The organism is Galbibacter sp. PAP.153 (assembly GCF_037029175.1).
GTDB classification, from domain to species: domain Bacteria; phylum Bacteroidota; class Bacteroidia; order Flavobacteriales; family Flavobacteriaceae; genus Galbibacter; species Galbibacter pacificus.
In genome coordinates this window covers 18,026-43,813 of record NZ_JAZEUN010000007.1, presented here as the reverse complement: position 1 = coordinate 43,813, position 25,788 = coordinate 18,026, and the positions used below count along the sequence as shown (strand labels likewise).

Annotated in this window: 20 protein-coding genes; 7 read left to right on the top strand and 13 right to left on the bottom strand. The window is 40.0% G+C overall.

The genetic code is table 11. The features are described 5' to 3' along the window. Positions 1-6 precede the first annotated feature (6 nt). The 4 genes from UXI14_RS05670 to UXI14_RS05655 all read right to left on the bottom strand — a co-directional run bounded on the left by UXI14_RS05670 (position 7) and on the right by UXI14_RS05655 (position 7,260). Positions 7-3,138: an efflux RND transporter permease subunit gene (locus UXI14_RS05670; RefSeq protein WP_335965279.1), complete on the bottom strand. Its 3,132-nt coding sequence runs from the start codon at positions 3,136-3,138 to the stop codon at positions 7-9. After that, positions 3,138-4,343 carry an efflux RND transporter periplasmic adaptor subunit gene (locus UXI14_RS05665; RefSeq protein ID WP_335965278.1) on the bottom strand — a complete coding sequence of 402 codons (1,206 nt, stop codon included), beginning with the start codon at positions 4,341-4,343 and terminating at the stop codon, positions 3,138-3,140. Before UXI14_RS05665 ends, UXI14_RS05670 begins: the two co-directional genes overlap by 1 nt. A 9-nt stretch (positions 4,344-4,352) precedes the next feature. Next, the gene (locus UXI14_RS05660; protein WP_335965277.1) at positions 4,353-5,774 is read right to left on the bottom strand and encodes an efflux transporter outer membrane subunit; all 1,422 of its coding nucleotides are present in this window, start codon (positions 5,772-5,774) and stop codon (positions 4,353-4,355) included. Between the two features lie 109 nt (positions 5,775-5,883). Continuing rightward, entirely contained in the window at positions 5,884-7,260 is a 1,377-nt protein-coding gene (locus UXI14_RS05655) for an aldehyde dehydrogenase (RefSeq protein WP_335965276.1), read from the bottom strand. A gap of 587 nt (positions 7,261-7,847) precedes the next feature. Between UXI14_RS05655 and ilvD the strand changes: the two genes are divergently transcribed. The 6 genes from ilvD (at position 7,848) to UXI14_RS05625 (ending at position 16,586) form a co-directional block, all read left to right on the top strand. Next, the gene (gene ilvD, locus UXI14_RS05650; RefSeq protein WP_335965274.1) at positions 7,848-9,530 is read left to right on the top strand and encodes a dihydroxy-acid dehydratase; all 1,683 of its coding nucleotides are present in this window, start codon (positions 7,848-7,850) and stop codon (positions 9,528-9,530) included. A gap of 66 nt (positions 9,531-9,596) precedes the next feature. After that, positions 9,597-11,330 (top strand): biosynthetic-type acetolactate synthase large subunit, encoded by a 1,734-nt coding sequence (gene ilvB, locus UXI14_RS05645; RefSeq protein WP_335965272.1) that lies wholly within the window; start codon positions 9,597-9,599, stop codon positions 11,328-11,330. A gap of 130 nt (positions 11,331-11,460) precedes the next feature. Continuing rightward, positions 11,461-11,988 carry an acetolactate synthase small subunit gene (gene ilvN / locus UXI14_RS05640; protein ID WP_335965271.1) on the top strand — a complete coding sequence of 176 codons (528 nt, stop codon included), beginning with the start codon at positions 11,461-11,463 and terminating at the stop codon, positions 11,986-11,988. A gap of 39 nt (positions 11,989-12,027) precedes the next feature. Continuing rightward, positions 12,028-13,497: a ketol-acid reductoisomerase gene (gene ilvC / locus UXI14_RS05635; RefSeq protein ID WP_335965269.1), complete on the top strand. Its 1,470-nt coding sequence runs from the start codon at positions 12,028-12,030 to the stop codon at positions 13,495-13,497. A gap of 108 nt (positions 13,498-13,605) precedes the next feature. Next, positions 13,606-14,868 (top strand): threonine ammonia-lyase IlvA, encoded by a 1,263-nt coding sequence (gene ilvA, locus UXI14_RS05630; protein ID WP_277899345.1) that lies wholly within the window; start codon positions 13,606-13,608, stop codon positions 14,866-14,868. Between the two features lie 116 nt (positions 14,869-14,984). After that, entirely contained in the window at positions 14,985-16,586 is a 1,602-nt protein-coding gene (locus UXI14_RS05625; protein WP_335965268.1) for an NADP-dependent glyceraldehyde-3-phosphate dehydrogenase, read from the top strand. 91 nt (positions 16,587-16,677) lie between these two features. Here the strand turns inward: UXI14_RS05625 and UXI14_RS05620 are convergent, their stop codons facing one another. Together UXI14_RS05620 and UXI14_RS05615 are read right to left on the bottom strand one after the other, a co-directional pair. Then, a complete protein-coding gene (locus UXI14_RS05620; protein WP_277899343.1) occupies positions 16,678-16,917 on the bottom strand; it encodes a DUF2007 domain-containing protein in 240 nt (79 codons plus the stop codon). Positions 16,918-16,926: 9 nt separating this feature from the next. Beyond that, positions 16,927-17,643 carry a hypothetical protein gene (locus tag UXI14_RS05615; protein WP_277899342.1) on the bottom strand — a complete coding sequence of 239 codons (717 nt, stop codon included), beginning with the start codon at positions 17,641-17,643 and terminating at the stop codon, positions 16,927-16,929. Positions 17,644-18,115: 472 nt separating this feature from the next. On the opposite strand from UXI14_RS05615, the gene UXI14_RS05610 reads away from it, so the two are divergent. Further along, the gene (locus UXI14_RS05610; RefSeq protein ID WP_277899341.1) at positions 18,116-18,544 is read left to right on the top strand and encodes an SRPBCC domain-containing protein; all 429 of its coding nucleotides are present in this window, start codon (positions 18,116-18,118) and stop codon (positions 18,542-18,544) included. Here the strand turns inward: UXI14_RS05610 and UXI14_RS05605 are convergent. The 7 genes from UXI14_RS05605 to UXI14_RS05575 form a co-directional block, all read right to left on the bottom strand. Then, positions 18,541-18,936, bottom strand: a complete 396-nt coding sequence (locus tag UXI14_RS05605) for a VOC family protein (protein ID WP_335965403.1) — start codon at positions 18,934-18,936, stop codon at positions 18,541-18,543. The two genes, UXI14_RS05610 and UXI14_RS05605, sit on opposite strands and share 4 nt — an antisense overlap. Before the next feature lie 21 nt (positions 18,937-18,957). After that, entirely contained in the window at positions 18,958-19,620 is a 663-nt protein-coding gene (locus UXI14_RS05600) for an alpha/beta fold hydrolase (protein ID WP_335965266.1), read from the bottom strand. A gap of 19 nt (positions 19,621-19,639) precedes the next feature. Further along, positions 19,640-19,963 (bottom strand): hypothetical protein, encoded by a 324-nt coding sequence (locus tag UXI14_RS05595; RefSeq protein ID WP_277899339.1) that lies wholly within the window; start codon positions 19,961-19,963, stop codon positions 19,640-19,642. Between the two features lie 68 nt (positions 19,964-20,031). After that, positions 20,032-21,294 carry a dihydroorotase gene (locus tag UXI14_RS05590; RefSeq protein WP_335965265.1) on the bottom strand — a complete coding sequence of 421 codons (1,263 nt, stop codon included), beginning with the start codon at positions 21,292-21,294 and terminating at the stop codon, positions 20,032-20,034. Next, positions 21,291-23,201 carry a BatA domain-containing protein gene (locus tag UXI14_RS05585; protein WP_335965263.1) on the bottom strand — a complete coding sequence of 637 codons (1,911 nt, stop codon included), beginning with the start codon at positions 23,199-23,201 and terminating at the stop codon, positions 21,291-21,293. The genes UXI14_RS05590 and UXI14_RS05585 overlap by 4 nt, the downstream gene beginning before the upstream one ends. A 95-nt stretch (positions 23,202-23,296) precedes the next feature. After that, on the bottom strand, positions 23,297-24,787 hold the full coding sequence (locus UXI14_RS05580; RefSeq protein ID WP_335965262.1) for a carboxypeptidase: 1,491 nt from the start codon (positions 24,785-24,787) through the stop codon (positions 23,297-23,299). Between the two features lie 114 nt (positions 24,788-24,901). Next, on the bottom strand, positions 24,902-25,666 hold the full coding sequence (locus UXI14_RS05575; RefSeq protein WP_335965261.1) for a TIGR02757 family protein: 765 nt from the start codon (positions 25,664-25,666) through the stop codon (positions 24,902-24,904). Positions 25,667-25,788 lie beyond the last annotated feature (122 nt).

Below are 25,788 nucleotides of genomic sequence, written 5' to 3'. Positions count from 1 at the left end.
CTTCATTCATTCTAAAACCGATTTATCATGCCGGACGGTCCTTCCTTTTAGGTACATCAACCGAAGGTCTTCAAGGATTAGGTACAAGCAAGGAACAATAACCAAAATAATGGAAGTCGCAAAAATAATTCCAAAACCCAACGATATAGCCATAGGGATAAGGTAAAAAGCCTGACTGGAAGTTTCCAGGATGATGGGCGTTAGGCCGCCAAATGTTGTTAAGGTGGTCAACATGATGGGCCGAAACCTACGAAGTCCGGCTTCGTGTATGGATTCATAAATAGAATTGCCTTTTTTTCGTTGTATGTTTGCATAATCAATCATAATCAACGAATCGTTTACCACCACGCCCGAAAGTGCAATAACGCCCATTAAGCTCACCAAAGAAAGGTCGTAGCCCAATAAAATGTGCCCGATTACAGCGCCAACGATACCAAATGGAATAGCCATCATGACCACCAAAGGCTGTATATAGCTGCTAAAAGCTACGGCCAAAAGCGCATAGATAAGCATCATGGCAATAATAAAGCCGCTGCGCAATGTATTTGTAGATTCCCGCATGTCTGCCTGGCTTCCTTCAAAAGACCATGTAAGTCCGGGGTAATCAGCACGTAATTGTGGCAATACTTCGCTGTTTATGCGGGCCATTACCCTTCCAACGCTATTGGCGGGCTCGGTATCCATCCCTACGGTTACAACCCGTTTTCCGTCCCTTCGGTTAATACTTGTAAACGCTTCTTTTTGAGTTACTTCAACAATATCAAGCAAAGGAACTTCGATGCTATCTTGTGTACGGATGAGCAGGTTTTCCAGATGCTGAATGTCCTTACGTTCTTCAATAGGGAGCTTTACCCGTATTTCTACTTCGTTTATGGTACGCAATTGCCGCATTGATAAGGCACCAAAAAAGGCGTTTCGAACCTGGCGTCCTACTTCCGAAGATGTTAACCCTAAATTTCTTCCAGTGGGTAGCAGTTTAAAATCGTATTGTAGTTTTCCCTTATTGTAATTATCGCTTACGTCCCGGGTATTTTCAAATGCCTTCATTTGTTCCACAAAAGCCTGACTGGCACGTTCCAGAACATCTATTTCAACATGGCTCAGATCAACGCTAATGGCTTGTTGTGCTCCACCTGGGCCACGTTCTGCCTCAAAAGTAATTTGGTCTACCCCGGTAATGTCGCCAATATTGTCACGCCACAACTCAATAACTTGTCCGGCTGTCATGTCTCTTTGGTCGGGGGGGAGCATAACAATTTCCACATCGATAAAATTCTGGCCGCGAACATTGGTTTTTATCCCTTCGGCAACTTCGTATAAATTATGTTCATCAAACATGCGTTGGGTGGCCGCGGTAATTTCTTCGGCCACGGCTTCGGCTTGGTCTGGCGTGGTCCCTACGGGCAATCGTACCCCGGCTTCAATTTCATCGGCAGCTACTTCGGGCATCATGATCATTCCCATATGGTCGCTATATCCATAACCGCCAACCATGATGAGGATTGCAACGGCAATACACAATGTAATATACCTAAATTTTAAACATTTATCTAGAAATGGCCGGTAATACTTATCTATTATCGTATTGAATCCATTGGCAAATTTTTCCTGCCAGTTTTCCAGTTTCAACAGCCATCCTTTTTTCTTTTTCTTTTTAAGATGTGCCAAGTGGGAGGGAAGTATAAATAACGCTTCTACCAAAGAAACTGCCAGGATTACAATTACCACCGCCGGTAATGGCCACCAAAATTTTCCTGTTTCGCCGGGCATGAAGAGCAAGGGAACAAAAGCTATAATAGTAGTAATGATACTAAAAATAACGGGTTTTGATACATCTTTGGTGCCTTCAATGGCCGCTTGAATGGGGCTTAACCCACGTTGCCTGTACTCATATACATTTTCCCCGACCACGATTGCATCGTCTACAACAATCCCCAGAACAACAAGGAATCCAAACATGGATATCATGTTGATACTCACACCGATGAGAGGTAAAAATAGCATTCCGCCAATAAAGGAAACCGTCATTCCTATCATTACCCAAAAGGCAAGCCGGTATTCCAAAAAGAGCCCCAAGATGATTAACACGATAAAAATGGCCATAATGCCGTTTTCGGTGAGCAGGGAAAGCCGTTCCCTGTAATCTTCGGCACGATTGGAGTCGATGCGGTATTTTACCCCTGGCGGTAATTGAAACTCTTTCATGATCTGCAATACCGTTTTTTCAATATCCAAAGGAGATTGGTCGCCTACGCGGAATATTTCCAAGTCGATAGAAGCTGTTTGGTTGAACTGACCATGAAATCCGGTTTCTTCAAAACCATCGGTAATCGTGGCAATATCTGATAATTTTACCTGTGCCCCCGACCCGGAAGAGATAATTGTAATATCTCCAAATTCTTTTGCCCATTGTTTGCGTTCCTGCATCCGCAACAGGATTTCACCCGATTGTGTTTCTACGGCCCCGGCGGGCACATCTTCGCTACTATTGGCAATGATATTGGCTACTTGCCCTAATGTAAGTTGGTATTGTTGAAGGTTATGTCTCGATATTTCCACACGGGTTTCATATTCGGGCACATACCCCAATTCTACCTGAGTAATATTTGGATTGCTCAGAAAGCGGTTTCGAAGGCGTTCGGCCAATTTCCGTAAGTTCCAGAAATCAATATCGCCATACAAGGCTATTTGCATAACGTCACGCTGTTGGTCCTGCAAGGCAACTTCTGGCTGTTCAATATCATCGGGGAAAGTACGGATGCGGTTTACGGCCTGATCGATATCCTGAAACACTTTCATCCGGTCGCTTCCTGCAATCAATTCTATTAAAATACTTCCCGAACCTTCTTCAGCGGTTGAAGTAATTTCTTTAATACCTTGAATCCCGCGAACAGCCTCTTCCACTGGAAGTAATATTCCTTGTTCAACCTCTTCGGGAGCGGCTCCGGGATATACCACGTTCACTTCTACAAAGTCTAATTGAAATTGTGGAAAAACCTCTTTTTGAATATTGAACATGGTCCAAATGCCGGCACCAATAAGCACAATCATTAAAAGATTGGTAGCAATGGAATTACGTGCCATATATGCAATGGCGCCTTCTTTTCGAGTTTCGCTATGTTCCTTATTTTCGGCCATTACTCTTTTGCCTCTTGTTTGTTTTCGGTGGTTTGTGTAGAATCGGTTTCTGTACGTAATGGGATTCCCGTTGCTACCGTGCTTAAATTGGTGGTAACCACTTTTGCATTGTCTTCAATACCACTGCCTATATATGCATGTTCGACATCCGTTAGCACAATAGAGACATCCTTAATAACTAGTTTTCCGTCTTCCATAACCCACACAGTATTGTTGTTCCGGATATAATCGCGGTCTACACGGGCAACATTCTGGACTGTTTTCCCTTCAATTTGAGCCTCGACAAAAGAACCGATAATTAATTTTTGGTTATTATCTTCCGGCATTTCATACGCTAACGGATCGGGAACACGAACGAGTACGCGTGCCAGGCGGGTTTGGTTGTCCAGTGCTCCCACTTGTTTGTCTAAATAGCCAATTCTGTGTTCGTCCTCATCCCAAGCTGTGATATTTCTAATTTTGACCGTTGCGCCATTTTCTTCTTCTGAACTGGGGAAAGAAAGCCATTTTAATTTTCCAAGTGGCACCGTAACTTCTACCCAATAATGCGCTGTTCCCACCAGACGCCCTAAATTATCGCCTGGTGCCACTTGAGAGCCTACCGTTGCATTCTGGTTGATGATATGTGCATCAAAAGGAGCGCGGAGTGTGCTCCGTTCTAAATTTAATTGTGCTTGGTCCACCGCAGCCTGAGCCGATATTACGGTTGCTTTTACGGCATTTAATTGCGGTTTTCTTAAAACAAGGTCTTGTTGGTCTTGAGAGAGCGTATCGCCTTCAATTAATTGCAGATCCTGTTGGGCAATAACCTGTCGGCCCATTTCTATTTCCAAGTTGGTTTTGGCCTGTAAAAGCTCGCTTTTTCTTACTTCGAGGGTGTTTTTATAATCGGCAGGGTCTATTTGCAACAAAACAGCTCCTTTTTTTATAAAACCGCCAGGGGCAAATTTTGGGTCTCTTTTTATTACTTGGCCGCTAACCAATGGGCTAATGATAACATCTTCTACTGGGCGAACGGTACCCGTAACTACAATTTTGGGCTTAAAGCTGCCCTTTTCAACTTCAACAACATGCACCAACATAGCCGTTTCTTTAACGGCGGCCTCACTTTTTGCCGTAGGTTCGGTAGCAAAAATAATTGCAGTAAATACAATGGCAACAAGTAAAATGCCCAAACATATAAAAACGACTTTTTTTCTGCTCATGGTTTTCGGTTATTCTTCTAATTGGTTTTCCCGCTCTGTTTTAAAGGCACCTGCCAATGCCCGGTAGAGCGAAATTCTTATATTTATTAATTCCTGCTTTGCAGAAAGCATGTCTCTCCGCAATTGTTGTTCTTGGTCCAAAGCCAGCAATACATCTAAATATTCACTTAGACCATTTACAAATTCAATACGCAATTGCCTGTTTGTTTTTTGTGCCAAGATCAATCGGTTTTCAAGAATAGTAATCTGTTCTTTTTGCATCTGTTCCTGGATAAGTGCATCTTCAACTTCTCGAAAGGCCGTTAAAACTGTTTGTCCGTATTGGTAGAGTGTTTGGTTTTTAACGGCTTCGGCTCTGTCTACTTCGGCATTCAGCCTGCCTCCATAAATTAACGGGGCTACAATATTAGCGCCTAGCGTATAGGCCCATTCTTCGAAAAGATTATTAAAGTCGTTGGAACGCAATTGGGTTGCGGCAGTCAATGTTAGTCTTGGATATCGGTTTGCAATGGCGGCGGCCATGTCCCTGTCGGCTGCCAGAACCAAATTATATGCTCGCTTTACATCGGGCCTTCTCCTAACAAGGTCCAACGGTAGCCCCGTATCTGGTATTGGTGGAAGTTGAGGCAAAGAATCGGGGTTTAGGCTAAGTTCGTTTTGCGGTGGCTTGCCCAATAATACGGAAAGTTGATTTTTGAGCAGCTCGACATTTGTTTGATAAACAATTTTTTGATTTTGAGTAGCTTCCAGAAGTTGTTGTTGCCGTAAAATATCTGCTCCACGGATAGTCCCGCCACTAAAGCGAACACGAATGAGCTTCATGATATCTTGGTTAGTCTCGATTTGTTTGTTGGCAAGTTGTAATTGTTGCAATGCAGTTACATATTGAAACCAAGTAGCCGCAATTTCGGCAGAAAGCATCATGGCAGTAGCTTGGTAATCAAAATAAGAAGCCTCCAAACGAAAATTAGCCGCTTGTTTGCTGGACCGTAGCCTTCCCCATAAATCCAGCTCGTATGAAGCAGTAAGCCCCAGCTGCGTATTTTCGCCACCTGCAAAATCGGGTTGGGGCCTGCTAATACCCGTTTGCAAACCTGCATCAATTTGTGGCCAAAGAAAAGAAGCTTCGCTTCGCCTAATGGCATGTGCTTCCATGACCTGTTCCCATGTGGCGGCAAGGTTCAGGTTCTGGTTAAGTGCAGAATCAATAAGAATATTTAATTGTTTGTCATTAAAAACCGTCCACCATTTATCGGGGATAACCTGGGTTCCGTTGTATGAAAATTCATCAGGGTTGTCTATGGGTGCTTCAACGGTATCTAATTTTGGGGCGCAATTTGTAAAAAACAAAAGGGCACAAAAAAGTAAGGGTACCCAAATATTTTGTGGATACCTGTAGGTAAGCGCTTCAAACCAGATATGATGTGCCAATTTTTAATAGTACTGATTATCAATAAACTACAATTTACTATTTAAAAGAAGTTTTTCAAAATAAAAAGAACTAATTGTTATATCTATGAGGAGAAGTTTTTGTTGTTAATTACATAAACCTTTCCAGCATTCCCGCCCATTTTGTTTTTTTTGCATACGGAGCATACCGCAATGGAATATCCAGCCATGTGCCACGATTAACTATAGGTTTGCTGTGCGAAAAAGTATTAAAAGTTAATTTTCCGTGGTATGCTCCCAAACCACTATTGCCAACACCGCCAAAAGGGAGTTTTTTATTGACAAAATGAACAACTGTATCGTTTATGGCACCGCCGCCAAAAGAAAATTCATTGATTATTTTTTGGGCAAAAGCACTTCTCTTTGAAAAAACATACAGCGAAAGTGGTTTTTCGTATTTTGTAATGACCGACTTTATTTCTTCTTCATTTTTATAACTGATTATCGGAAGAATGGGGCCAAAAATCTCTTCTTGCATTAGTGGGCTTTCCAATGACGGCTCGTTAACGAGTGTAGGGGCGAGGCTGTTTTTTCCGTAGGAAACCCCACCAAACAATATTTCTTGCCCGCTTAATAGGTTTTTAAGGCGATTGGTGTGGTTTTCGTTAACAATATGAACATAATCTTTGCTCTCTTCGGGATTTTTGGTGTAAGCGTTAATAATTTCCTGCTTTAACACTTCAATTAGTTGTGTTTTAATTTTTGAATCGACCAGAATATAATCTGGTGCAATACATGTTTGCCCGCCATTTATAAACTTGCCCCAAACTATTCTTTTGGCAGCAAGTTTAATATTAATTTTTTCATCAACGATGCATGGGTTTTTTCCGCCAAGCTCCAAAGTAACAGGAGTTAAATACTTTGCTGCGGACTGGTATACTATTTTTCCTACATGCGGACTTCCAGTAAAGAAAATATAATCCCATTTTTTTTCCAAAAGTGTTTGTGCAATTATTTTATCGCCTTCTACAACCGTAACATATTCTTTTGGAAATACTTTTAAAATGATTTCTGAAATGATTTTTGAAGTGTTCGGGGTTAACTCCGAAGGTTTTAAAACAACGGTGTTTCCTGCTGCCACAGCCCCGATAAGTGGCGAAAGGGCCAATTGGAAAGGGTAATTCCATGGCGACATGATTAAAACCCTTCCGTAAGGTTCTTTTATAATTTTTGCAGCCGATGGAAAGTTCAGCAACGATGGGTTTACTCGTTTCGGCTTTGTCCATTTGTGGATGTTTCGAATAGCATCTTTCAAATCGCTTAAAACAATTTTGGTTTCGGTCAACAGTACTTCAAACTCTGGTTTTTTAAAATCGTTATAAATGGCTTTAGCAATATCTTGTTCCCGGTTTTCAATTTCTTTTTTTAAGTCTTTTAAAACAGTTTTCCGCTTACTGATATTTCTTGTATTCCCCTCGTTAAAAAAGGTTTGCTGAAGTTTTAATATTGAATTTATATGCGCTTCCATCGTATTTTATACTAAAAAAGTTTTTTCAATTTAGAAATTATAATTAATATTGTGTAGATGAATAAGAAAATAATTAATATCGTTTCTCTTCTTAATGTAGCCATTATTATTGGCTATGTCATTAGCTTGGTGATTGTTTTACTGAGGTAGGAGGGAATGTGTATTATTAAAGATAGATAATGTTCAAGCCTTCCTATAATCGGGAAGGCTTTTTTATTTCAGCAAAAATGAAGCATTTTTTAGTCATAGTCATTCGAATTATTGTGAGCTCATATTGAGTTGATACAGTTTCGCATGTCAAAATAATAGAAGGTCTGTATCAATTTTAATACAGGCCTTTTTTTATTGCAAAAAAGCGGGAAACACTTTAAAAAAGTCGGTATAGAACATATAAGAAGTTAATAAAATAATAAATCCATACGGTTGAATGTCCTAAAAACATGTATTTAATACACTGAAAATAAACTAGTTAACTATTTTATGGTGCTGTTGGATTTAAAGTTAAAAAGAAAACCGGGCAAAAATTAGAAATACATTACTATAATTTTGAATATAATTAAATAATACTCGAAAATTTAACATATAAAGTGAATTTAAAAAAGTTTAGTCACCAAGTAACTCAAGACCCAACGCTTCCAGCTGCACAAGCTATGTTACATGCTTTGGGCTTAACAGATGAAGATTTACAAAAACCCTTTATCGGTATAGCAAGTACAGGTTACGAGGGGAATCCCTGTAACATGCACTTAAACGATTTGGCAACCCATGTAAAAAAAGGCACTGCCAATGCCGATTTGGTCGGTTTGATATTCAATACCATTGGGGTCAGCGATGGAATTTCCAATGGTACCCCGGGCATGCGTTATTCGTTGCCTTCAAGGGATATTATTGCCGATTCCATGGAAACGGTAGTGCAGGCCATGGGCTATGACGGACTGGTAACGGTGGTTGGCTGCGATAAAAACATGCCCGGCGCATTAATGGCAATGCTCCGTTTAAACAGGCCTTCGGTATTGGTGTATGGCGGAACAATTGCTTCGGGTTGCCATAACGGAAAAAAACTAGATATAATTTCTGCATTTGAGGCTTACGGACAAAAAGTGGCAGGAACAATAGACGAGACAGAATTTAAAGAAGTAGTCCATAAAGCATGTCCCGGTGCGGGTGCCTGCGGTGGTATGTACACTGCAAATACCATGGCTTCGGCCATTGAAGCTTTGGGGATGTCGTTGCCGTTCAATTCATCCAACCCTGCGGTGAGCGATGGGAACATTAAGGAGCAAGAGTGTGTAAAAGCTGGCGAAGCTTTACGATTGTTGCTTGAAAAGGATATAAAGCCTTCAGACATAGTTACCAGAAAGTCGTTGGAAAATGCTTTCAGGCTAGTAACCGTTCTTGGTGGGTCTACCAACGCGGTGCTTCACTTTTTGGCAATTGCCAAAGCGGCACAAGTAGAATTTACCTTGGAAGATTTTAAAAGAATAAGCGACAATACGCCATTATTGGCAGACCTAAAACCAAGCGGTAAGTACTCCATGGAAGATTTACATGGCGTTGGTGGCATACCGGGGGTTTTAAAATATATGTTGGATAACGATATGCTACACGGCGATTGTTTAACGGTAACCGGAAAAACCTTGGCCGAAAATTTAAAGGATGTGCCAAACCTTGTTGATGGTCAAGAGATTATTAAAGGGTTGGATACTCCAATTAAAGATTCCGGGCATATACGCATTTTGTTTGGTAACCTGGCGACTGAAGGCGCCGTGGCTAAAATTACGGGCAAAGAAGGCCTGTCGTTTAAGGGAACGGCCAATGTTTTTGATAGTGAAATAGCCGTAAACGAAGGAATAAAAACCGGAAAAGTGAAAAAAGGCGATGTGGTTATTATCCGTTATGAAGGCCCTAAAGGCGCACCGGGAATGCCCGAAATGTTAAAACCCACTTCGTCCATTATGGGGGCTGGTCTGGGTAAAGATGTTGCCTTGATTACCGATGGAAGGTTTTCGGGTGGTTCGCACGGGTTTGTCGTCGGCCATGTAGCTCCAGAAGCACAAGTTGGCGGGAACATAGCATTGGTAGAAAACGGAGACGTTATCTCGATAGATGCCGTGAACAATACCATCAACATTGAAATTTCTGATGAAGAACTGTCCGAAAGAAGGGCAAAATGGAAAGCCCCCGAATTAAAAATAAAAAGAGGTTCATTATATAAATATGCAAAAACGGTTTCATCGGCTTCAAAAGGCTGTGTTACCGACGAGTTTTAGAGATGAATTCAATAAAATCAATTTGCTGATTGCGGAAAAATACCCGTAACTATAAAATTGTTACTTATGGAAGTAAAGACATTAAAGAAAGAAGAAAGCAAAACCGGAAAAAAAATAAGGATTTCCGGAGCAGAAGCAGTTATACACTGTTTACTGGCTGAAGGCATAGAAACCGTTTATGGATATCCCGGAGGTGCCATTATGCCAATTTATGACGAGCTTTACAAGTTTCGTGATAAATTGCACCATGTATTAACGCGTCATGAGCAAGGGGCAACACATGCTGCCCAAGGTTATGCAAGAGTTTCGGGAAAAGTGGGTGTCGCCATGGCCACGTCTGGTCCGGGAGCTACCAATTTAATTACCGGAATTGCAGATGCGCAAATAGATTCTACGCCCATGGTTTGCATAACGGGGCAGGTGGCTCGCCATTTATTGGGGTCCGATGCCTTTCAGGAAACCGATATTGTAGGCATTTCCACGCCGGTTACCAAATGGAATTATCAAATTACAAATGCTGCCGAAATTCCTGAAATTATTGCAAAAGCATTTTACATTGCCCGTTCCGGTCGCCCGGGACCTGTTTTGATTGACATTACCAAAAATGCTCAGTTTGACGAGTTTGATTTCGATTATCAAAAATGTACCGCTATCCGAAGCTATAAACCCGCACCGGTTGTAGACGAAAGTAAAATTACCGAGGCTGCCGAAGCGATCAACAAGGCAAAAAAGCCCATGATTGTTTGGGGGCAGGGCATTATTCTTGGAAAAGCAGAAGAAGAATTAAAAACCCTTGTTGAAAAGGCTGGAATTCCTGCTGCTTGGACTATTCTCGGAGCTTCGGCGTTGTCGTCCAGTCATCCGCTAAATGTTGGTATGGTTGGAATGCACGGAAATTATGGTCCGAATATCCTTACCAATGAATGCGATTTGTTAATTGCTCTTGGCATGCGTTTTGACGATCGCGTTACCGGAGATTTGAGCACATATGCCAAACAGGCCAAAGTTTTGCATTTTGAAATCGACCCAGCCGAAATCAACAAAAATGTACATGCTGATATTCCGGTATTGGGGAATGTAAAAGAAACCTTGGCAAAGGTACTTCCTTTGGTAAACGAAAATAAGCACGAGGCATGGCATAATGAGTTTAAGGAAAAATATAAAATTGAGTTTGATAAAGTCATTAAAAACGATTTGCACCCCAAAAAAGAGGGGTTGACCATGGGCGAGGTGATCGAGCAAATCAACCAAGCCTCCAACCATGAAGCAGTAATTGTTTCAGATGTGGGCCAACATCAAATGATTGCGTGCCGTTACGCCAAATTTAACACCACAAAAAGCAATATTACTTCCGGAGGCCTCGGAACCATGGGGTTTGCACTTCCCGCTGCCATTGGTGCCAAAATGGGTGCGCCCAAACGTGAAGTGGTTGCCGTAATTGGCGATGGCGGTTACCAAATGACCATTCAAGAACTGGGCACCATTTTTCAAACGAAGGTTCCTGTTAAAATAGTGGTATTGAACAACGACTTTTTAGGAATGGTACGCCAGTGGCAACAGTTGTTTTTCGACAAGCGCTATGCTTCAACCGAAATGACAAACCCTGATTTTGTTACTATTGCCGAAGGATATCATATTCAGGCCAAAAAGGTAACCAAACGTGAAGACTTGGCTGCGGCCGTTGAAGAAATGATGGCTTCCCCGCATGCATACTTTTTAGAGGTACGCGTGGAAAAAGAAGACAACGTATTCCCGATGATACCTACCGGGGCTTCGGTTTCTGATATTCGTTTAAGTTAAATATGGAAGTTATAAAGTTGTAAAGTTGTAAAGTTGAAAGTTATAAGGTGGGTGTATGAAAAATGAAAGAAGGAACCACTATGTAACTTTGTAACCACATAACAACCTTGAAAACAGTTAAAACAAAAAAATGGAAGAAAATAAAACATTCACCATATCGGTTTATTCTGAAAATAACGTAGGATTATTAAACAGAATTTCTGGAATATTCTTAAAGAGACACATTAATATAGAGAGTTTAAATGTCTCTAAATCAGAGATTGAAAATGTTTCTAAATTTACCATCGTTGTGAACACTACAGAAGATTGGACACGTAAAATTGTTGGGCAAATAGAAAAGCAAATAGAAGTAATAAAGGCGTATTACCACACCGATGAAGAAACTATTTTCTTGGAAACAGGTTTGTTTAAAATTGCTTCAAACTTATTGTTCGACGAGCGTCAAATTCAGAATATCATAAAAGACAATCATTCGGATATCGTTACCGTTTCTCCCGACTTTTTTGTTATCTCAAAATCGGGCAGGCGTGAAGAAATTGAAGAAATGTACGAACAGTTAAAACCTTATGGAATTATGCAGTTTGTACGTTCCGGAAGGGTTTCTGTATCAAAATCAGAAATGCAGATTTCAAATATTTTAAAAGAATTTAAACTATAAAACTTAATAAAAACAACAACTAAAATTTAATAGAAAAAAATGGCAAATTATTTTAATACACTTTCACTTAGACAACAATTAGAGCAGTTGGGCGTATGTGAATTTATGGATATTTCGGAGTTTAGTGATGGTGTAGAAAAGTTAAAAGGTAAAAAGGTAGTTATTGTAGGTTGCGGTGCGCAAGGGCTTAACCAAGGATTGAACATGCGGGATTCTGGCTTGGATATTTCGTATGCTTTGCGTGAAGGCGCCATTAAGGAAAAAAGACAATCTTTTGTAAATGCCTCGGAAAACGGATTTAAAGTCGGCACATATGAAGAATTGATCCCGACGGCCGACCTTGTTTGTAACCTAACGCCGGACAAGCAGCACTCCAATGTGGTAAGTACTATTATGCCTTTAATGAAAAAAGGGTCAACGCTTTCCTATTCGCACGGTTTTAATATTGTGGAAGAAGGAATGCAAATTCGCGAAGATATTACCGTTATCATGGTGGCTCCAAAATGCCCCGGTTCCGAGGTAAGAGAAGAGTATAAAAGAGGTTTTGGTGTGCCTACGCTCATTGCCGTTCACCCGGAAAACGATCCGGAAGGAAAAGGTTTAGACCAAGCCAAAGCCTATGCCGTTGCCACCGGAGGACACAGGGCAGGGGTGTTGCGTTCTTCTTTTGTTGCCGAAGTAAAATCGGATTTAATGGGCGAACAAACCATTCTTTGCGGGTTGCTTCAAACAGGTTCGATCCTTTCTTTTGATAAAATGATTGAAAAGGGTATCGATGCGGGGTATGCATCAAAATTAATTCAATACGGATGGGAGACCATTACCGAAGCCTTAAAATATGGAGGTATCACCAATATGATGGACCGTCTTTCCAATCCTGCCAAAATAGAGGCGTTCAAGATTTCAGAAGAATTAAAAGAAATTATGCGTCCGCTTTTCCAAAAACACATGGATGATATTATGAGCGGTCATTTCTCTAAAACCATGATGGAAGACTGGGCAAACGACGATAAAAACCTGCTTACTTGGCGTGCCGAGACGGGGGAAACCGCTTTTGAGAAAACACCAGCCGGAGACGTGGCCATTTCTGAGCAGGAATATTTTGACAATGCGGTATTAATGGTTGCTTTTGTAAAATCGGGCGTAGAACTGGCTTTTGAAACCATGACCGAAGCTGGAATTATAGAAGAATCGGCATATTACGAGTCGTTACACGAAACCCCGCTTATTGCCAATACCATTGCGAGAAAGAAATTATTTGAAATGAACCGGGTAATTTCCGATACGGCCGAATACGGTTGTTATTTGTTCGATCATGCATGTAAGCCTTTATTAAAAGACTTTATGAAAAAAGTGGACACCAACATTATAGGTAAACCATTTGCAACCGGCAACGGCGTTGATAACAAAGAGTTGATAGAAGTCAACGACCAAATACGCAATCATCCCGTAGAAGAAGTGGGAGCATGGCTGCGTACATCTATGACCGCTATGAAAAAGATTGTATAACGCCCCCTCCGGCTTCCCCAAGGGGAGGAAATGGTTTGGGTAAAAAATTAAATACCACTTTTATAAGTCCCCGTCCCTTTGGGCGGGGTTATAAGTGGGCCAGTATATATGGAAACAACAACAGTTTACATACCAAAATTAGAAAATGTAAGAAAAGCTGCTGCAACGCTCAATGGTGTTGCAGCAGTTACGCCTTTAATACACAGTATTCGGTATTCAAAAGAATTTGAAGCGAATATCATGATGAAGAGAGAAGACCTTCAAGTGGTCCGTTCGTATAAAATTAGGGGTGCTTACAATAAAATAAGTTCGCTTACCAAAGAGCAGCGTGAAAAGGGAATTGTATGTGCATCCGCAGGGAACCATTCGCAAGGAGTGGCTTTTTCCTGTAAGGAATTAAAAATAAAGGGCACTATTTTTATGCCTTCGCCAACACCCAAGCAAAAAATCGAACAGGTTCGTATGTTTGGCGAAGATTATATTGATATTGTTTTGCAAGGCGATACTTTTGACGATGCCAACAAAGCGGCCATTGCCGAATGTACGCGATTGGGCAAGACTTTTGTGCACCCTTTTGATGACGAAAAGGTAATTGAAGGCCAAGCCACGGTAGGACTTGAAATTTTGGAACAAACAAAAAAAACAATCGACTATGTTTTTGTTCCCGTGGGCGGTGGCGGATTGGCATCAGGACTTTCCAGCGTTTTTGATGTCTTGTCGCCACAAACCAAAATAATCGGGGTAGAGCCCGAAGGTGCGCCTTCGATGAAAACATCAATGGAAAATAAGGAAAATACCGAACTGGGCAATATCGATAAATTTGTAGACGGAGCCGCCGTACAACGCGTAGGCGACAAAACCTTTGCTATTTGCCGGCAATTTCTGGATGAAATGATTACCGTTCCCGAAGGGAAAGTATGTCAGGAAATATTAGATCTATACAACAAAGACGCCATTGTGGTGGAACCGGCCGGAGCGCTTACCTTATCAGCATTGTACCAATACAAGGATAAACTTAAAGGCAAAAACGTGGTTTGTGTGGTAAGCGGCAGCAATAACGACATTACCCGTACCGCCGAAATTAAGGAGCGTGCCCTGTTGTATGCAAACCTAAAACACTATTTTATTGTACGCTTTCCGCAAAGGGCAGGTGCCTTAAAAGAATTTGTAGCCGAAATTTTAGGTCCGAACGACGATATTACGCATTTTCAGTACACAAAAAAGAACGCAAAAGAGAATGCTCCAGCGGTTGTAGGAATTGAATTAAAGTCGGATGCCGATCTGGAGCCGCTAATTAACAGGATGAAGACCAGAAACTTTTTCGGGGAATATTTAAACAACAAGCCCGACCTGTTTCAGTATTTGGTTTGATTAGCAAAGTACAATAGATTTTTCTGATAACTGTTGAATCTTAATTTCATAATCACGAACTTTATCGTTATTATGATTAACGATTAATTCAGCATAAATAAAAACCAAAAAACACTATGGAAGCCAAAACCAAGACATTTAATAAAATCCCCGAAACATACCAGATAAAATCTCCAATACATCAAAACACCTATTTAGTTGGGGGGCAGTTAAAACCATGGAAAGGAAAAACCACCGAGGTTTATTCAACCATTTCTTCTACCGAAGAATACAAGCCCACTTTGCTGGGAAGCATTCCATACATGGGCGAACCCGAAGCCAATGAGGCTTTGCAGGCCGCCGCCAATGCCTTTGACAAAGGAAAAGGACTTTGGCCAACCATGAAAGTAGCCGACCGCGTGGCGTGCATGGAAAAGTTTGCAAAGCAAATGGTAACCAAGCGCGATGAAGTAGTAAAATTATTGATGTGGGAAATCGGTAAAAATTTACCGGATTCTGAAAAAGAATTCGACCGTACCGTTGAATATATTTATGATACCATTGAAGACTATAAGCAATTAGACCGTGATTCGGCTAATTTTAAAAAACGCGATGGTATTTATGCACATATCCGTCGTGGCCCATTAGGAATTGTTTTGTGTTTGGGCCCCTATAATTATCCGCTAAACGAAACATTTGCGTTGCTAATCCCTGCCTTAATGATGGGGAATACTGCCATTTTTAAACCTGCAAAGCACGGAGTTTTATTAATTACACCACTTTTAGAAGCCTTTAGGAGCAGTTTCCCTAAAGGTGTGGTGAATATTGTATTTGGACGCGGACGCGAAGTTGCCGCCCCGATTATGAAATCGGGAAGGGTAGACGTGCTGGCGCTTATCGGGAACAGTAAATCTGCGGTGGCGCTTCAAGATCAACATCCTTATAAAAACCGCTTACGGCTCGTGCTGGGCTTGGAAGCTAAAAACCCGGCTATTGTTTTACCGGATGCAGATCTGGATCTGGCCATAAACGAGTGTATTGCCGGAACCCTGTCGTTTAATGGGCAACGCTGTACGGCCCTAAAATTGGTATATGTGCACGAAGATATTGTAGATGAATTTAATAAGCGTTTTGCAAAAAGGGTAGACGAATTAAAATTTGGAAACCCTTGGGACGAAGGCGCTAAATTAACGCCACTGCCCGAACCCGATAAGCCTGCTTATATTCAGGGATTAATTGATGATGCTGTTGGAAAAGGCGCAAAAATAATCAACAAAAAAGGAGGCGAAACTAGCGAGAATTATATATTTCCGGCGGTGTTGTACCCGGTAACCGAAGCTATGCGTGTTTATCAAGAGGAACAATTTGGCCCCGTAATACCCGTTGTGCCTTTTAAAAAGATTGACGAACCCATAAACGATATAGCCGACTCCAATTACGGGCAACAAGTTAGTCTCTTTGGTGCTGATATTAGAAAACTGGCGCCACTAATCGATACGTTGGTAAACTTGGTTTGCCGTGTTAATTTAAACAGCTCATGCCAAAGAGGGCCGGATATGTACCCGTTTACCGGAAGAAAAGATTCTGCCGTTGGTACATTGAGCGTGCACGATGCATTACGTTCGTTTTCCATTAGAACTTTTGTGGCTTCAAAAGACAACGAATATAACAACCGTATTTTAAATGATCTATTGGGAAGCAAAGCTTCTAATTTTGTAAGTACCGATTACATTCTTTAAAAAAGAAACGAGGCTCGAAAAGCAATTAACTACTTTTTTGGCCTCGTTTTTTATTTTGTCAATTATTGATGAGGATTGATTAAAATACAGATCAACCTTCCTTTAGGTCTTTTTCAACTTCTTGAAATATTTGCATTGCTTTTGCATGCTCGTCTTTATGCACAAAAACCTGCACTTGGTCAACTACCGATGGCCCAAAACCTGCCAGACGACCAGATTCGGTTTCATTTTTTATTACGGGGTTAATAGTTGCTGCTTTCAGCCTTTCTTCCAGTAAACCTGCTTGGATACTACTTCCGGTATAGATCCTTATGTAATCTTGATTTTCCATATTTTAAAGTTAAGCATTAAAATATTTACTTTTCCATATGGCATAGTTAAAATTTTTACCGAGCGCAACCCCATAAAAAATGGTAATGCTGGCAACCATTTTAAACATAAAAAAGAACAATATCCAGAAATAGGAGCTGTTTTTTTCGTGGGTAAACATTTCTATTGGCATAAGAAGCGTTAACAGCCAGCTAACAAGCAGTACCAAAATTGTAAGCGTGATAAAGTTCCTGAAAGGGAGCACCAATAACTTTCTCAATGGGTGTAGGTCGTTACCCCACTTATGCACAAGATAAAAATAATCGTTGCCCAATGGGGCAAAAAGCAAAGGGTCGTCTGCATTTTCCAGTTTGAACAATTTTGATGGCGCTATAATTTTAAACCCGTTTAGGGTGGTTTTATGTTCTTTCTCCAATTTTTTTATGGAATATATGGCTTCCTGCGGAAACTTCCCCTTAAAATATTTTGAACTTAAAAAACGTAACCGGTAATCGATGCATATTTTTTGAATCTGATTTATATGATAAATTTTCCCACTTTCCAAAAGGTCAAAATTAAAATCATTGTGCTCTTTTTCTTGTGGGTCGGCCAATGTTTTGGAAATGGCCTTATTTTTTGCAGAATCTTCCTTTAAAATTGCGCGCACCTGTTTTAAAACATCGTCTTCATTTGTGGTTTTGTTCCTGTAAACCTTTAGTCTTTCTTCAATATTTGTTCTTTTCAGCATAAGGATTTGTTTATTTCACTAATTGGTATAGAGATGGTATTTCATAAAAAACAGTAAAACCCCTGTTTTTTTAATCCTATCGACATAGAAAATTCAGTAAAGGCTATTAGCGGGTATTTTCAAAATTACTAAATAATGGGCACGCTACAAGATTATGTTTAAAGAATTTAGCCTTTGCATACGTTAAAAAAAATAGTAAACCAGCACCGTTTTTAAAACCATCTGGACAGAAGTTGCGTATATCTTATTAAATAACACAGACCTTAAGTAGTTGTGAAAATCCGATGATGGGGATTAATTGCTTTGAAAAGAAAAAATGGGGCGCATACATTAAATGCGCCCTTTTATTTTTTTAATTGTTGTATAGATAATTTAATTAATTTTGAAATATTTCTGATTGTCTACTATTGGTCATTACATTGTGACTGATTAGGGATATTCAAAATACTTAATAGTAACCAACCATAACAGAATGGAAAACATTGAATTGATCAATTACATAAAAACCCCTGTCTCCATTGTTTACAATGCACTTGTTTCTGAAGAAGGCCTGAGCAATACGTGGACCAAAAAGTTGAAGGTAAAGCCAGAAGTAGGATTTGTTAATGAGTTTGACTTTGATGAAGACTACCTCACCCAAATGAAAATACTTGAGCTGAAAGAAAACCAAAGAATAGTTTGGGAATGCATCGCTTCTGATGATGAATGGGTGGGGACCCGTATTATTTTTGACCTATCTGAAGAAAAGGGAGTCACAAAAATTATCCTTAGACATGCCGACTGGCGTGAGCTTACAGATTTTTATAGGTGGTGCAACTACAATTGGGCAATGTTCCTGTTTAGTTTAAAAACATATTGCGAAAAAAAGAAAGGGCTTCCATTTCAGGAAAGGGAATTTTAATTTTCAACGAATTCTTCATATAATTCTATGGGCAATTTGTCGGGATCGTTAAAAAAGGTAAAACGTTTTCCGGTGTGTTCGTCCGTCCGGATTGGTTCTGCCGTAACGCCAAAATAGTGCAGTCTTTTTATGGCTTCGTCAATATTTCTTACTTCAAAAGCCAAATGCCTTAATCCGCTTGCTTCGGGCTGCGAAACACGTTTTGGGGGATTGGGAAAAGAGAAAAGTTCTATAATGTATTCTCCGTTTAATGCCAGATCCAGTTTAAACGAGTGCCTTTCTTCGCGAAATATTTCCCTGACAATTTCCAGCCCCAAAATTTGTGTGTAAAAATGCTTGGATGCTTCATAATTGGAGCAGATAATAGCGATATGGTGGATTTTTTTTAAGATTTTCTTTTATTTTTTTGAAGTTTACAATCGTTCCTTTAGCCAATTATTGAAGGCATAAAAATTTTGAGGAGCCACCCCGTGTCCAACCGGATATTCTTCATATGTAAATTTTACATCCAGCCCCTTTAAAAAAGGAGAGGTTTTTCTGGCCCATTCAACGGGAATCACTTGGTCTACAGCCCCATGCGAGCAGTAAAACTGCAAAGAAGACAAATTGTTGTTTTGGTAACCTTCTTTTATTATTTTTTCGTTTACATATCCGCTCAGGGCAATAACGTTCTTTATTTTTTCAGGATACGACAGGGCCACCGCGTAGCTTAAAATGGAGCCTTGGCTAAAACCGAGCAGGGTAACATTATTTTTGTCAAGACTGTATGCCTTAACGGCTTCATCTATGAAATTTGAAATGGATTCGCGGGATTCAACAGCTTGTTTGTCATCGCTCCATTTGCCGTCTTCGGCATCAAAATGAATGGCGTACCAAGCATGTCCGTATGGCATTAAGTTGAAGGGAGCCCTTACGGAAATAACAAAAAGCTCGCCGGGAAGCTCGGAAGCGAAGGAAAACAGATCGTCTTCATTACTCCCATATCCATGAAACATAAATAAAACAGGGGGATTTTCTTTTTTTACTGAAGGTTCTTTTACAATATGATATAACGATAATGTTTTTGTTTGAAACATAAAAGTTTACGTGTTTTAGTTATTTAATAAATGTAAACCACTTCTGAAAATAAGTGCCTACCAACGGGACTTCAATGTACTTTTCCTGCAACATGGTTACAAAGCCGTATAGCCATAAAATAACAACAAACAAATACAACGCAGATGAAATCATCCATGAATTAAAATAACCGATAAAGTACCCCAAAATAAAGAAAAGCATGTTTAGCCCAAACGCCTGGCGGATATGAAAACGGGCAAACGGGTCTTGCTTTTCCATGTTCATAACAATGGCTATAACCGTACCAAAAATGGTTATGTAGCTTATTATGGCTGTTGTTTTTCCTTCGGGTTTTATTTCCATGGCTAAATGTTTTGTTGCTTAAAAAAATCTTTTTACAAAAGGTGCAAACCTTTTGTATGTATTAGCAACTATACGTTATCTTTTAATATTAATTGTCCGTTTGCTATAATGCCCAATGCAAGACCTTTTAGGCTCTGGCCAATAAAAGCACTGTTTTTGGAGGTGGAATGTATGTTTTGGTTTTTAAAAACATAAGTTTTATTAGGGTCAAACAAGGTTAAATCTGCCTTAACGCCGGGCTTAAAGCCTTCGCCTTTAATTCCAAAGCGTATTTTTCCTTGGGTAAGGCTTTTTATGGCAGTTTCAAGGGGAACTACTTTTTGCAATGCGCCAAAGGCACTTTCCAGTCCAATGCTTCCATATAAGGCATGATCGAATTCTACCTTTTTGTTTTCCACGTCTATTGGGTTATGATCGCTGGTTACAAAGTCTATAACCCCATCTTTTAGCGCTTTTAACAATGCCTTGGTGTCATTTGCAGTCCGCAAAGGCGGGAGGACTTTGTAGTTGGTGTCAAATTCGGTAAGGGCATCGTCGGTTAAAAATAAATTGTGCACGGCCACACTGCAACTTACGTCCAGTCCTTTCTTTTTGGCTTCTTTTATCAGGGCCACCGATTTTGCCGTAGAAATGGTAGGTATGTGTAATTTGCCTCCCGTGTATTCCAAAATAAATAAATCGCGGGCTATTTGTAGCTCTTCGGCAAGCGCCGGAATTCCCTTAAGCCCTAATTTTGTTCCCGCGGCTTCTTCATTAACCACACCTTTTCCCGCTATTTTATTTTCCTGCGGAAAAGAAATTACAAGTCCATCAAAATTTTGAGCATATTGAAGTGCAATTTTTAAAAGGTTGGGGTTGGTTATTGCCTTTTGATAATCACCAAAAGCAACCGCTCCCGCATTTTTCATATCAAAAAGTTCGGCCAGATCCACACTTTCACTATTAACGGTTAGAGCGCCAATGGGATAAAGTGCTGTGGGTTTTCCGCTTGCTTTGGCCTTTAAAAATCCAATATCGGCGTTTGTATCGGCAACCGGATGTGTATTCGGGTTTACTGCCACGGCCGTAAAACCGCTTAAAGCAGCCGTTTTTAGTCCGTTTTCTATGGTTTCCCGTTCTTCGTGCCCGGGTTCTCCAAAACTCACGCTGCTGTCAAACCAGCCTTCGGAAACATGAAGGCCTTTAACATCTATAACCTTGGTGTTTTTAGGCGATTTTAATTGGTCTTCAATTTTTTTTATAATACCGTCTTCAATGAGAATGTCTTTTGTTTGCAGGTGGTAATCACTGTTGGGAGCTACTATTTTAGCGGACTTTACGAGGATATTCATTTAAAATATTTTAAGATGAGCAGTTCGATACAAAAACATACCAATGCAAAAATAACAAACCATTTCCAAAGCGCATTTACATTGTTTTCACTTTTTATATTTTTAAACACATCGGCAATATCGGTATATGTATTTGTTGTATTAAAATTATTGAGGTCAAGGTAGTTTAACTTACTTTCGTTGCGGTTGTAGTTATAGCTTAGGTTTAAAATAGCCTCGTTACCGTTGTTTACCGAATAATTCCCAGCTTCGGCCGGTAAATCGGTCGTGGTAATGTTTACATGGTGGGTAAAAGTTTGTTGAAGCGGGATAAAAGAGGTTTCCTTGTTTTTCAAGGTCACAATTTGATCGTTGCCCAATGTAGCCTTTACGTCAAATTGATTGTTTTCCCCAATGGAATAATACAAATTTGGCAACGCCAGGCTCTGTTTGGCCATATTGTAAAAAACCGGTACGATAAGCGGGGAGCTTTGAAAATTGGTGGTATTTGTATTTAAGGGCGAGCTAAAAAGATATACATGATTGTTTTCTGATAAAAAAGGCGATCCGTCGGCAAAGGAAATAACCTTGTTTGAATTTCCGGTTATTGCATATGAAAGCTTACTTTTTGGGTATTGAAAATTAACTACTTTTTTTTCAAAAACCTGTTGAAACAACGGGTGCTCAAATGCAATTTGAGTGATAAGCTGTTCTTGTTTTTTTATTCCTTCAATAGAAACCCCGGATAATTGACCAAGTAACTGATTGTATGTTTCTTGATTTACCTTATTTGAAGCTATTATGCAGATATAAATTCCTTTTGATACAGCACTTTTTAAAGCCATAATAAGTGCATTTGGAATGTTTTCAACTTCATTTAAAACAATAAAGTTTTGATTTGGGAGACTATTGTAATCTATTGCATCAACAGGAACCGAAGCATAGTTAAATTCGTTTTTAGTAAATATTTTTTTAAGAAAAACATCGGCTGCGCCATTAATGGAAAGCACGTTCAGCTTTTCTTCTTTATTGATGGAAATAAAGAGCGTATTGTCGTATTGCAGGCCATTATCGTCAATGCTTATTCTTCCTTTTAAAACTCCGTTGGGAACGGTAAAACTGGCAATGCCTTTGTTGTTTGAAAAACTCACCGCTGTTTTGGCAATTAAATTATCATTGTTGTACAATGCAATTGGCGTATTGCCATATTCGCCATTGGTACTTAGCAGTACTTCAAGATTGTAACCGTTTGTTTCCTTTTCTTTAATATACGCACTATCTATAGCTATATTTTCTTTGGAAACTGGCGACAGCTGGACATAGCGGCTTTCAATATTGCTATCTTGAAGCGTATCTGGTTTTCGTTGTTGAAAATCGGAAATAACGACAAAGTTCTTAATTGAATTTTCGCCTTTAAAATATTGTTGCCCTTTAAGGAATATTTCGTTAAGCGGTAGTTGCGTACTGGAATACGAAGTGGCCAAAAGTTCGTTTTTAATATCGTTTACCTGAATATTTTGGTAGTTTTCGGTATTGGTAAACAAAGAGAAAGTCTCGTTTGCCGGGATGTTGCCAATAAATTCGTTAATGGCCCTTGTTAAAAGGGGGCCTTGCGCCCCTTTAAGTTGCATGCTAAAAGAATTGTCGAGGTAAACAACCGTTTCCTTGGTGGTATCCACAATATTCCTGTTGGCCAAATAAGGCTGTGCAAAGGCGGTAATAATAGCGGCAAAGGCCAACATTCTTATAAGAAGGATGAGCCATTTTTTTAGTTGCGAGCTTTTTCTGGTTTTTTGAGCGAGCTGTTTTAAAAATTGAACATTGGTAAAAGTTTCTTTTTTAAACCTCCGAAGTTGAAACAAATGGATAATAATGGGAATAAGAAGTAAAAAAAGGGCCCAAAGAATTTCCGGATGTTTAAACTGCATTCCTTTTAATTATTAATCTATTCAAAAGTACATAATTTTTTTTCAGAGGAAATATATAATTACGCTTCATTTACAACATACATGGTTATCCTGACTTACTTTGTGTATTTAGCAGCTTTTCCTTCACCGGAGGTAGAAAGTATAAATTCCCTGACATGATTGTTGGCTGCTTTTAAATCCTCGCTCCGCAAATACATCATATGTCCGCTTCTGTAACCTTTAAAATGAAGCCTGTCTTTCATTTTTCCAGATGGATCTAATTGCCACATGCTGTATTTGGTGTTAAAATAAGTACATGCACCGTCGTAATATCCGGCTTGGTATAACACTTGTAAATACGGGTTTTCTGCCATTGCCTTGCGCAGGTTTTCCCGTGTGTTGTCATTTTCCAGATTCCAAGGATGTACATCGCCGAACATTTGGTAAGGAACATCGGTTTTAAACTTCAGTTCTTCCTGTAAATAGTAATTTATGGCCGGCGTAAACGAGTGCAGCCAAGAAGTAAGCTCGGCATTATAGTCGGGGCGTGTGCCTGCCGCCATTTTATCGATCCCCAAATAGCGGGAATCCAGCCTCCCAACGGTATAACCTTTGTCGCGCAATAGTTCTTTCCAGAAAAAAGATGTAGGAACATCCAGGTTGTGCTCTAAAATAGAAGCTTCAGAAAGTCCCGAATACACAGCCATTTGTTTGGCGACCTCCTTTTTTTCAGCTTCCGAAATAAAACCGCCCTTTGCAATTGCCGGAATTAATATGTTTATGGTATATTTTTCTACTTCTGGTAAAATTTCCAGTAAATCTTTTTGTTGTAATTCGGTTCCTAATGCCTTTTGGTGCCATGCTGCCGCTGTATAGTAGGGTAAGTTTAGCGCCGAGGAAACCGGGCTGTCGGCACGCAAGACCTTATAATCGGCGGGCGAAACCATAATAACCCCATTGAGGTACATCCATTCTCTTTCCTGCAAGGCCAATGAAAGTCCGGCAACACGGGTGCCTCCATAACTTTCGCCTATAATATATTTTGGGGAGCGCCAGCGGTTGTTTCTTGTAACAAAAGTGGTAATCCAGTCTGCTAAATATTTTATATCGGCATTGATGCCAAAGAATTTTTCCTTGTCGGGATACTTTCCTTCTTTATTGGCAACCATTCGTGAATATCCAGTATTAACCGGGTTTACATAGACTATGTCTGCAATGTCAAGTATGGAATTTGGATTGTCTTTTACGCCATATGGCTGAATGGGGTATCCTTCATCGTCAATATTTAAAACTTTCGGGCCGGTGTAGGCAATATGCATCCAAACGGAAGCAGAACCGGGGCCACCATTGAACGATATAATCAAGGGCCGGTTGGTGTTATTTTCAACATCGGTCCTGTAATAATACGTATGAAAAAGAGTGGCAATTGTATTCCCGTCTTCATCCCAAACGGGCAAGGTTCCCGTATTGGTGCTGTAGTTTACTTTTTTGCCTTTTATGGTAACCTGATGCGTGGTTGTAATTATGGTATCAACTGGTATTTTACGGTCTTGTGCATGGATAGATAGAATACACAATAAGCTTATACAAAAAAATAGTCTTGGCATGCTTTATTAGTTGGATTAGTAATGTTTTTTAGATGATGTAGCAACGTACAAAACAAATTTACATTCTTTTTGCAAAAAACTATGTTAAACAGTATTAATCCGCAAAAAATACAATCAAAAGCCTTCAAAAACACCAAGTCCAAACAGGGCAAAGTCGTATTTAACAGGGTCTAAGGCGTCTAGTTTGCGTAAATTATTATCCAGTTCGGCCAGGGCCTTTGCATCGTTTTGTTTTCTTTTTAGCAAGCCCAGTTTTCTGGCCACGTTGCCAGAATGTACGTCAAGCGGACAAGAAAGCAGGGCAGGGGAAAGGTCTTTCCAGATCCCGAGGTCAACGCCGCAATTATCGTTACGTACCATCCAACGTAAAAACATATTGATGCGTTTTGCCGAAGATCCTTTTAGCGGATTTGAAATATGCTTTTGGGTACGCGGGAGGTGTTCCATTTCAAAAAAGACTTCTTTAAATTTGGCAATGGCGGGTTGCATGGAAGTGTTGGTGGCGTGTTCTTTAAAAAGAGTTTCCATTCCGCCGCGGTTTAAATATATATGCTGAAGGCTTTTTATAAACTGAATAAAATCGTGCCCGTTAAAAGTGCGGTGCACAAAAGGCAAAAGGTTTTCTAATTGATTTTCATGGTGCCCCATAACAAAATCGTAAGGGGAATTCCCCATGAGTTTCATCATTTTATCGGCATTTTTAATAATGCTTTTTCGGTTTCCCCAAGCTATGGTTGCGGCCAGAAAACCGGCTATCTCGATATCTTCCTTTTGCTTAAACTGATGCGGAACCTGAATGGGATCGGTTTCTATAAAACGTGGATGATTGTAATATGCTACTCTCTCGTCGAGAAATTCTTTTAATTCGGATTTTTTCAAATGTACGATATTGATTTGCGACAGTACTTTTCTGCAAAGGTATTAACCAGAGCTTCAATTATTAAATTGTAAGGTTGTTTTTTTCTTCCGAAGAAATTCATTTTACCATCCGGAAACGGCCA

Coding starts and splice junctions, on each gene's coding strand:
- UXI14_RS05670 (WP_335965279.1), bottom strand. CDS start 3,138: ATGGCCGAAAATAAGGAACATAGCGAAACTCGAAAAGAAGGCGCCATT.
- UXI14_RS05665 (WP_335965278.1), bottom strand. CDS start 4,343: ATGAGCAGAAAAAAAGTCGTTTTTATATGTTTGGGCATTTTACTTGTT.
- UXI14_RS05655 (WP_335965276.1), bottom strand. CDS start 7,260: ATGGAAGCGCATATAAATTCAATATTAAAACTTCAGCAAACCTTTTTT.
- ilvB (WP_335965272.1), top strand. CDS start 9,597: ATGGAAGTAAAGACATTAAAGAAAGAAGAAAGCAAAACCGGAAAAAAA.
- ilvN (WP_335965271.1), top strand. CDS start 11,461: ATGGAAGAAAATAAAACATTCACCATATCGGTTTATTCTGAAAATAAC.
- ilvC (WP_335965269.1), top strand. CDS start 12,028: ATGGCAAATTATTTTAATACACTTTCACTTAGACAACAATTAGAGCAG.
- ilvA (WP_277899345.1), top strand. CDS start 13,606: ATGGAAACAACAACAGTTTACATACCAAAATTAGAAAATGTAAGAAAA.
- UXI14_RS05625 (WP_335965268.1), top strand. CDS start 14,985: ATGGAAGCCAAAACCAAGACATTTAATAAAATCCCCGAAACATACCAG.
- UXI14_RS05620 (WP_277899343.1), bottom strand. CDS start 16,917: ATGGAAAATCAAGATTACATAAGGATCTATACCGGAAGTAGTATCCAA.
- UXI14_RS05615 (WP_277899342.1), bottom strand. CDS start 17,643: ATGCTGAAAAGAACAAATATTGAAGAAAGACTAAAGGTTTACAGGAAC.
- UXI14_RS05610 (WP_277899341.1), top strand. CDS start 18,116: ATGGAAAACATTGAATTGATCAATTACATAAAAACCCCTGTCTCCATT.
- UXI14_RS05600 (WP_335965266.1), bottom strand. CDS start 19,620: ATGTTTCAAACAAAAACATTATCGTTATATCATATTGTAAAAGAACCT.
- UXI14_RS05595 (WP_277899339.1), bottom strand. CDS start 19,963: ATGGAAATAAAACCCGAAGGAAAAACAACAGCCATAATAAGCTACATA.
- UXI14_RS05590 (WP_335965265.1), bottom strand. CDS start 21,294: ATGAATATCCTCGTAAAGTCCGCTAAAATAGTAGCTCCCAACAGTGAT.
- UXI14_RS05585 (WP_335965263.1), bottom strand. CDS start 23,201: ATGCAGTTTAAACATCCGGAAATTCTTTGGGCCCTTTTTTTACTTCTT.
- UXI14_RS05580 (WP_335965262.1), bottom strand. CDS start 24,787: ATGCCAAGACTATTTTTTTGTATAAGCTTATTGTGTATTCTATCTATC.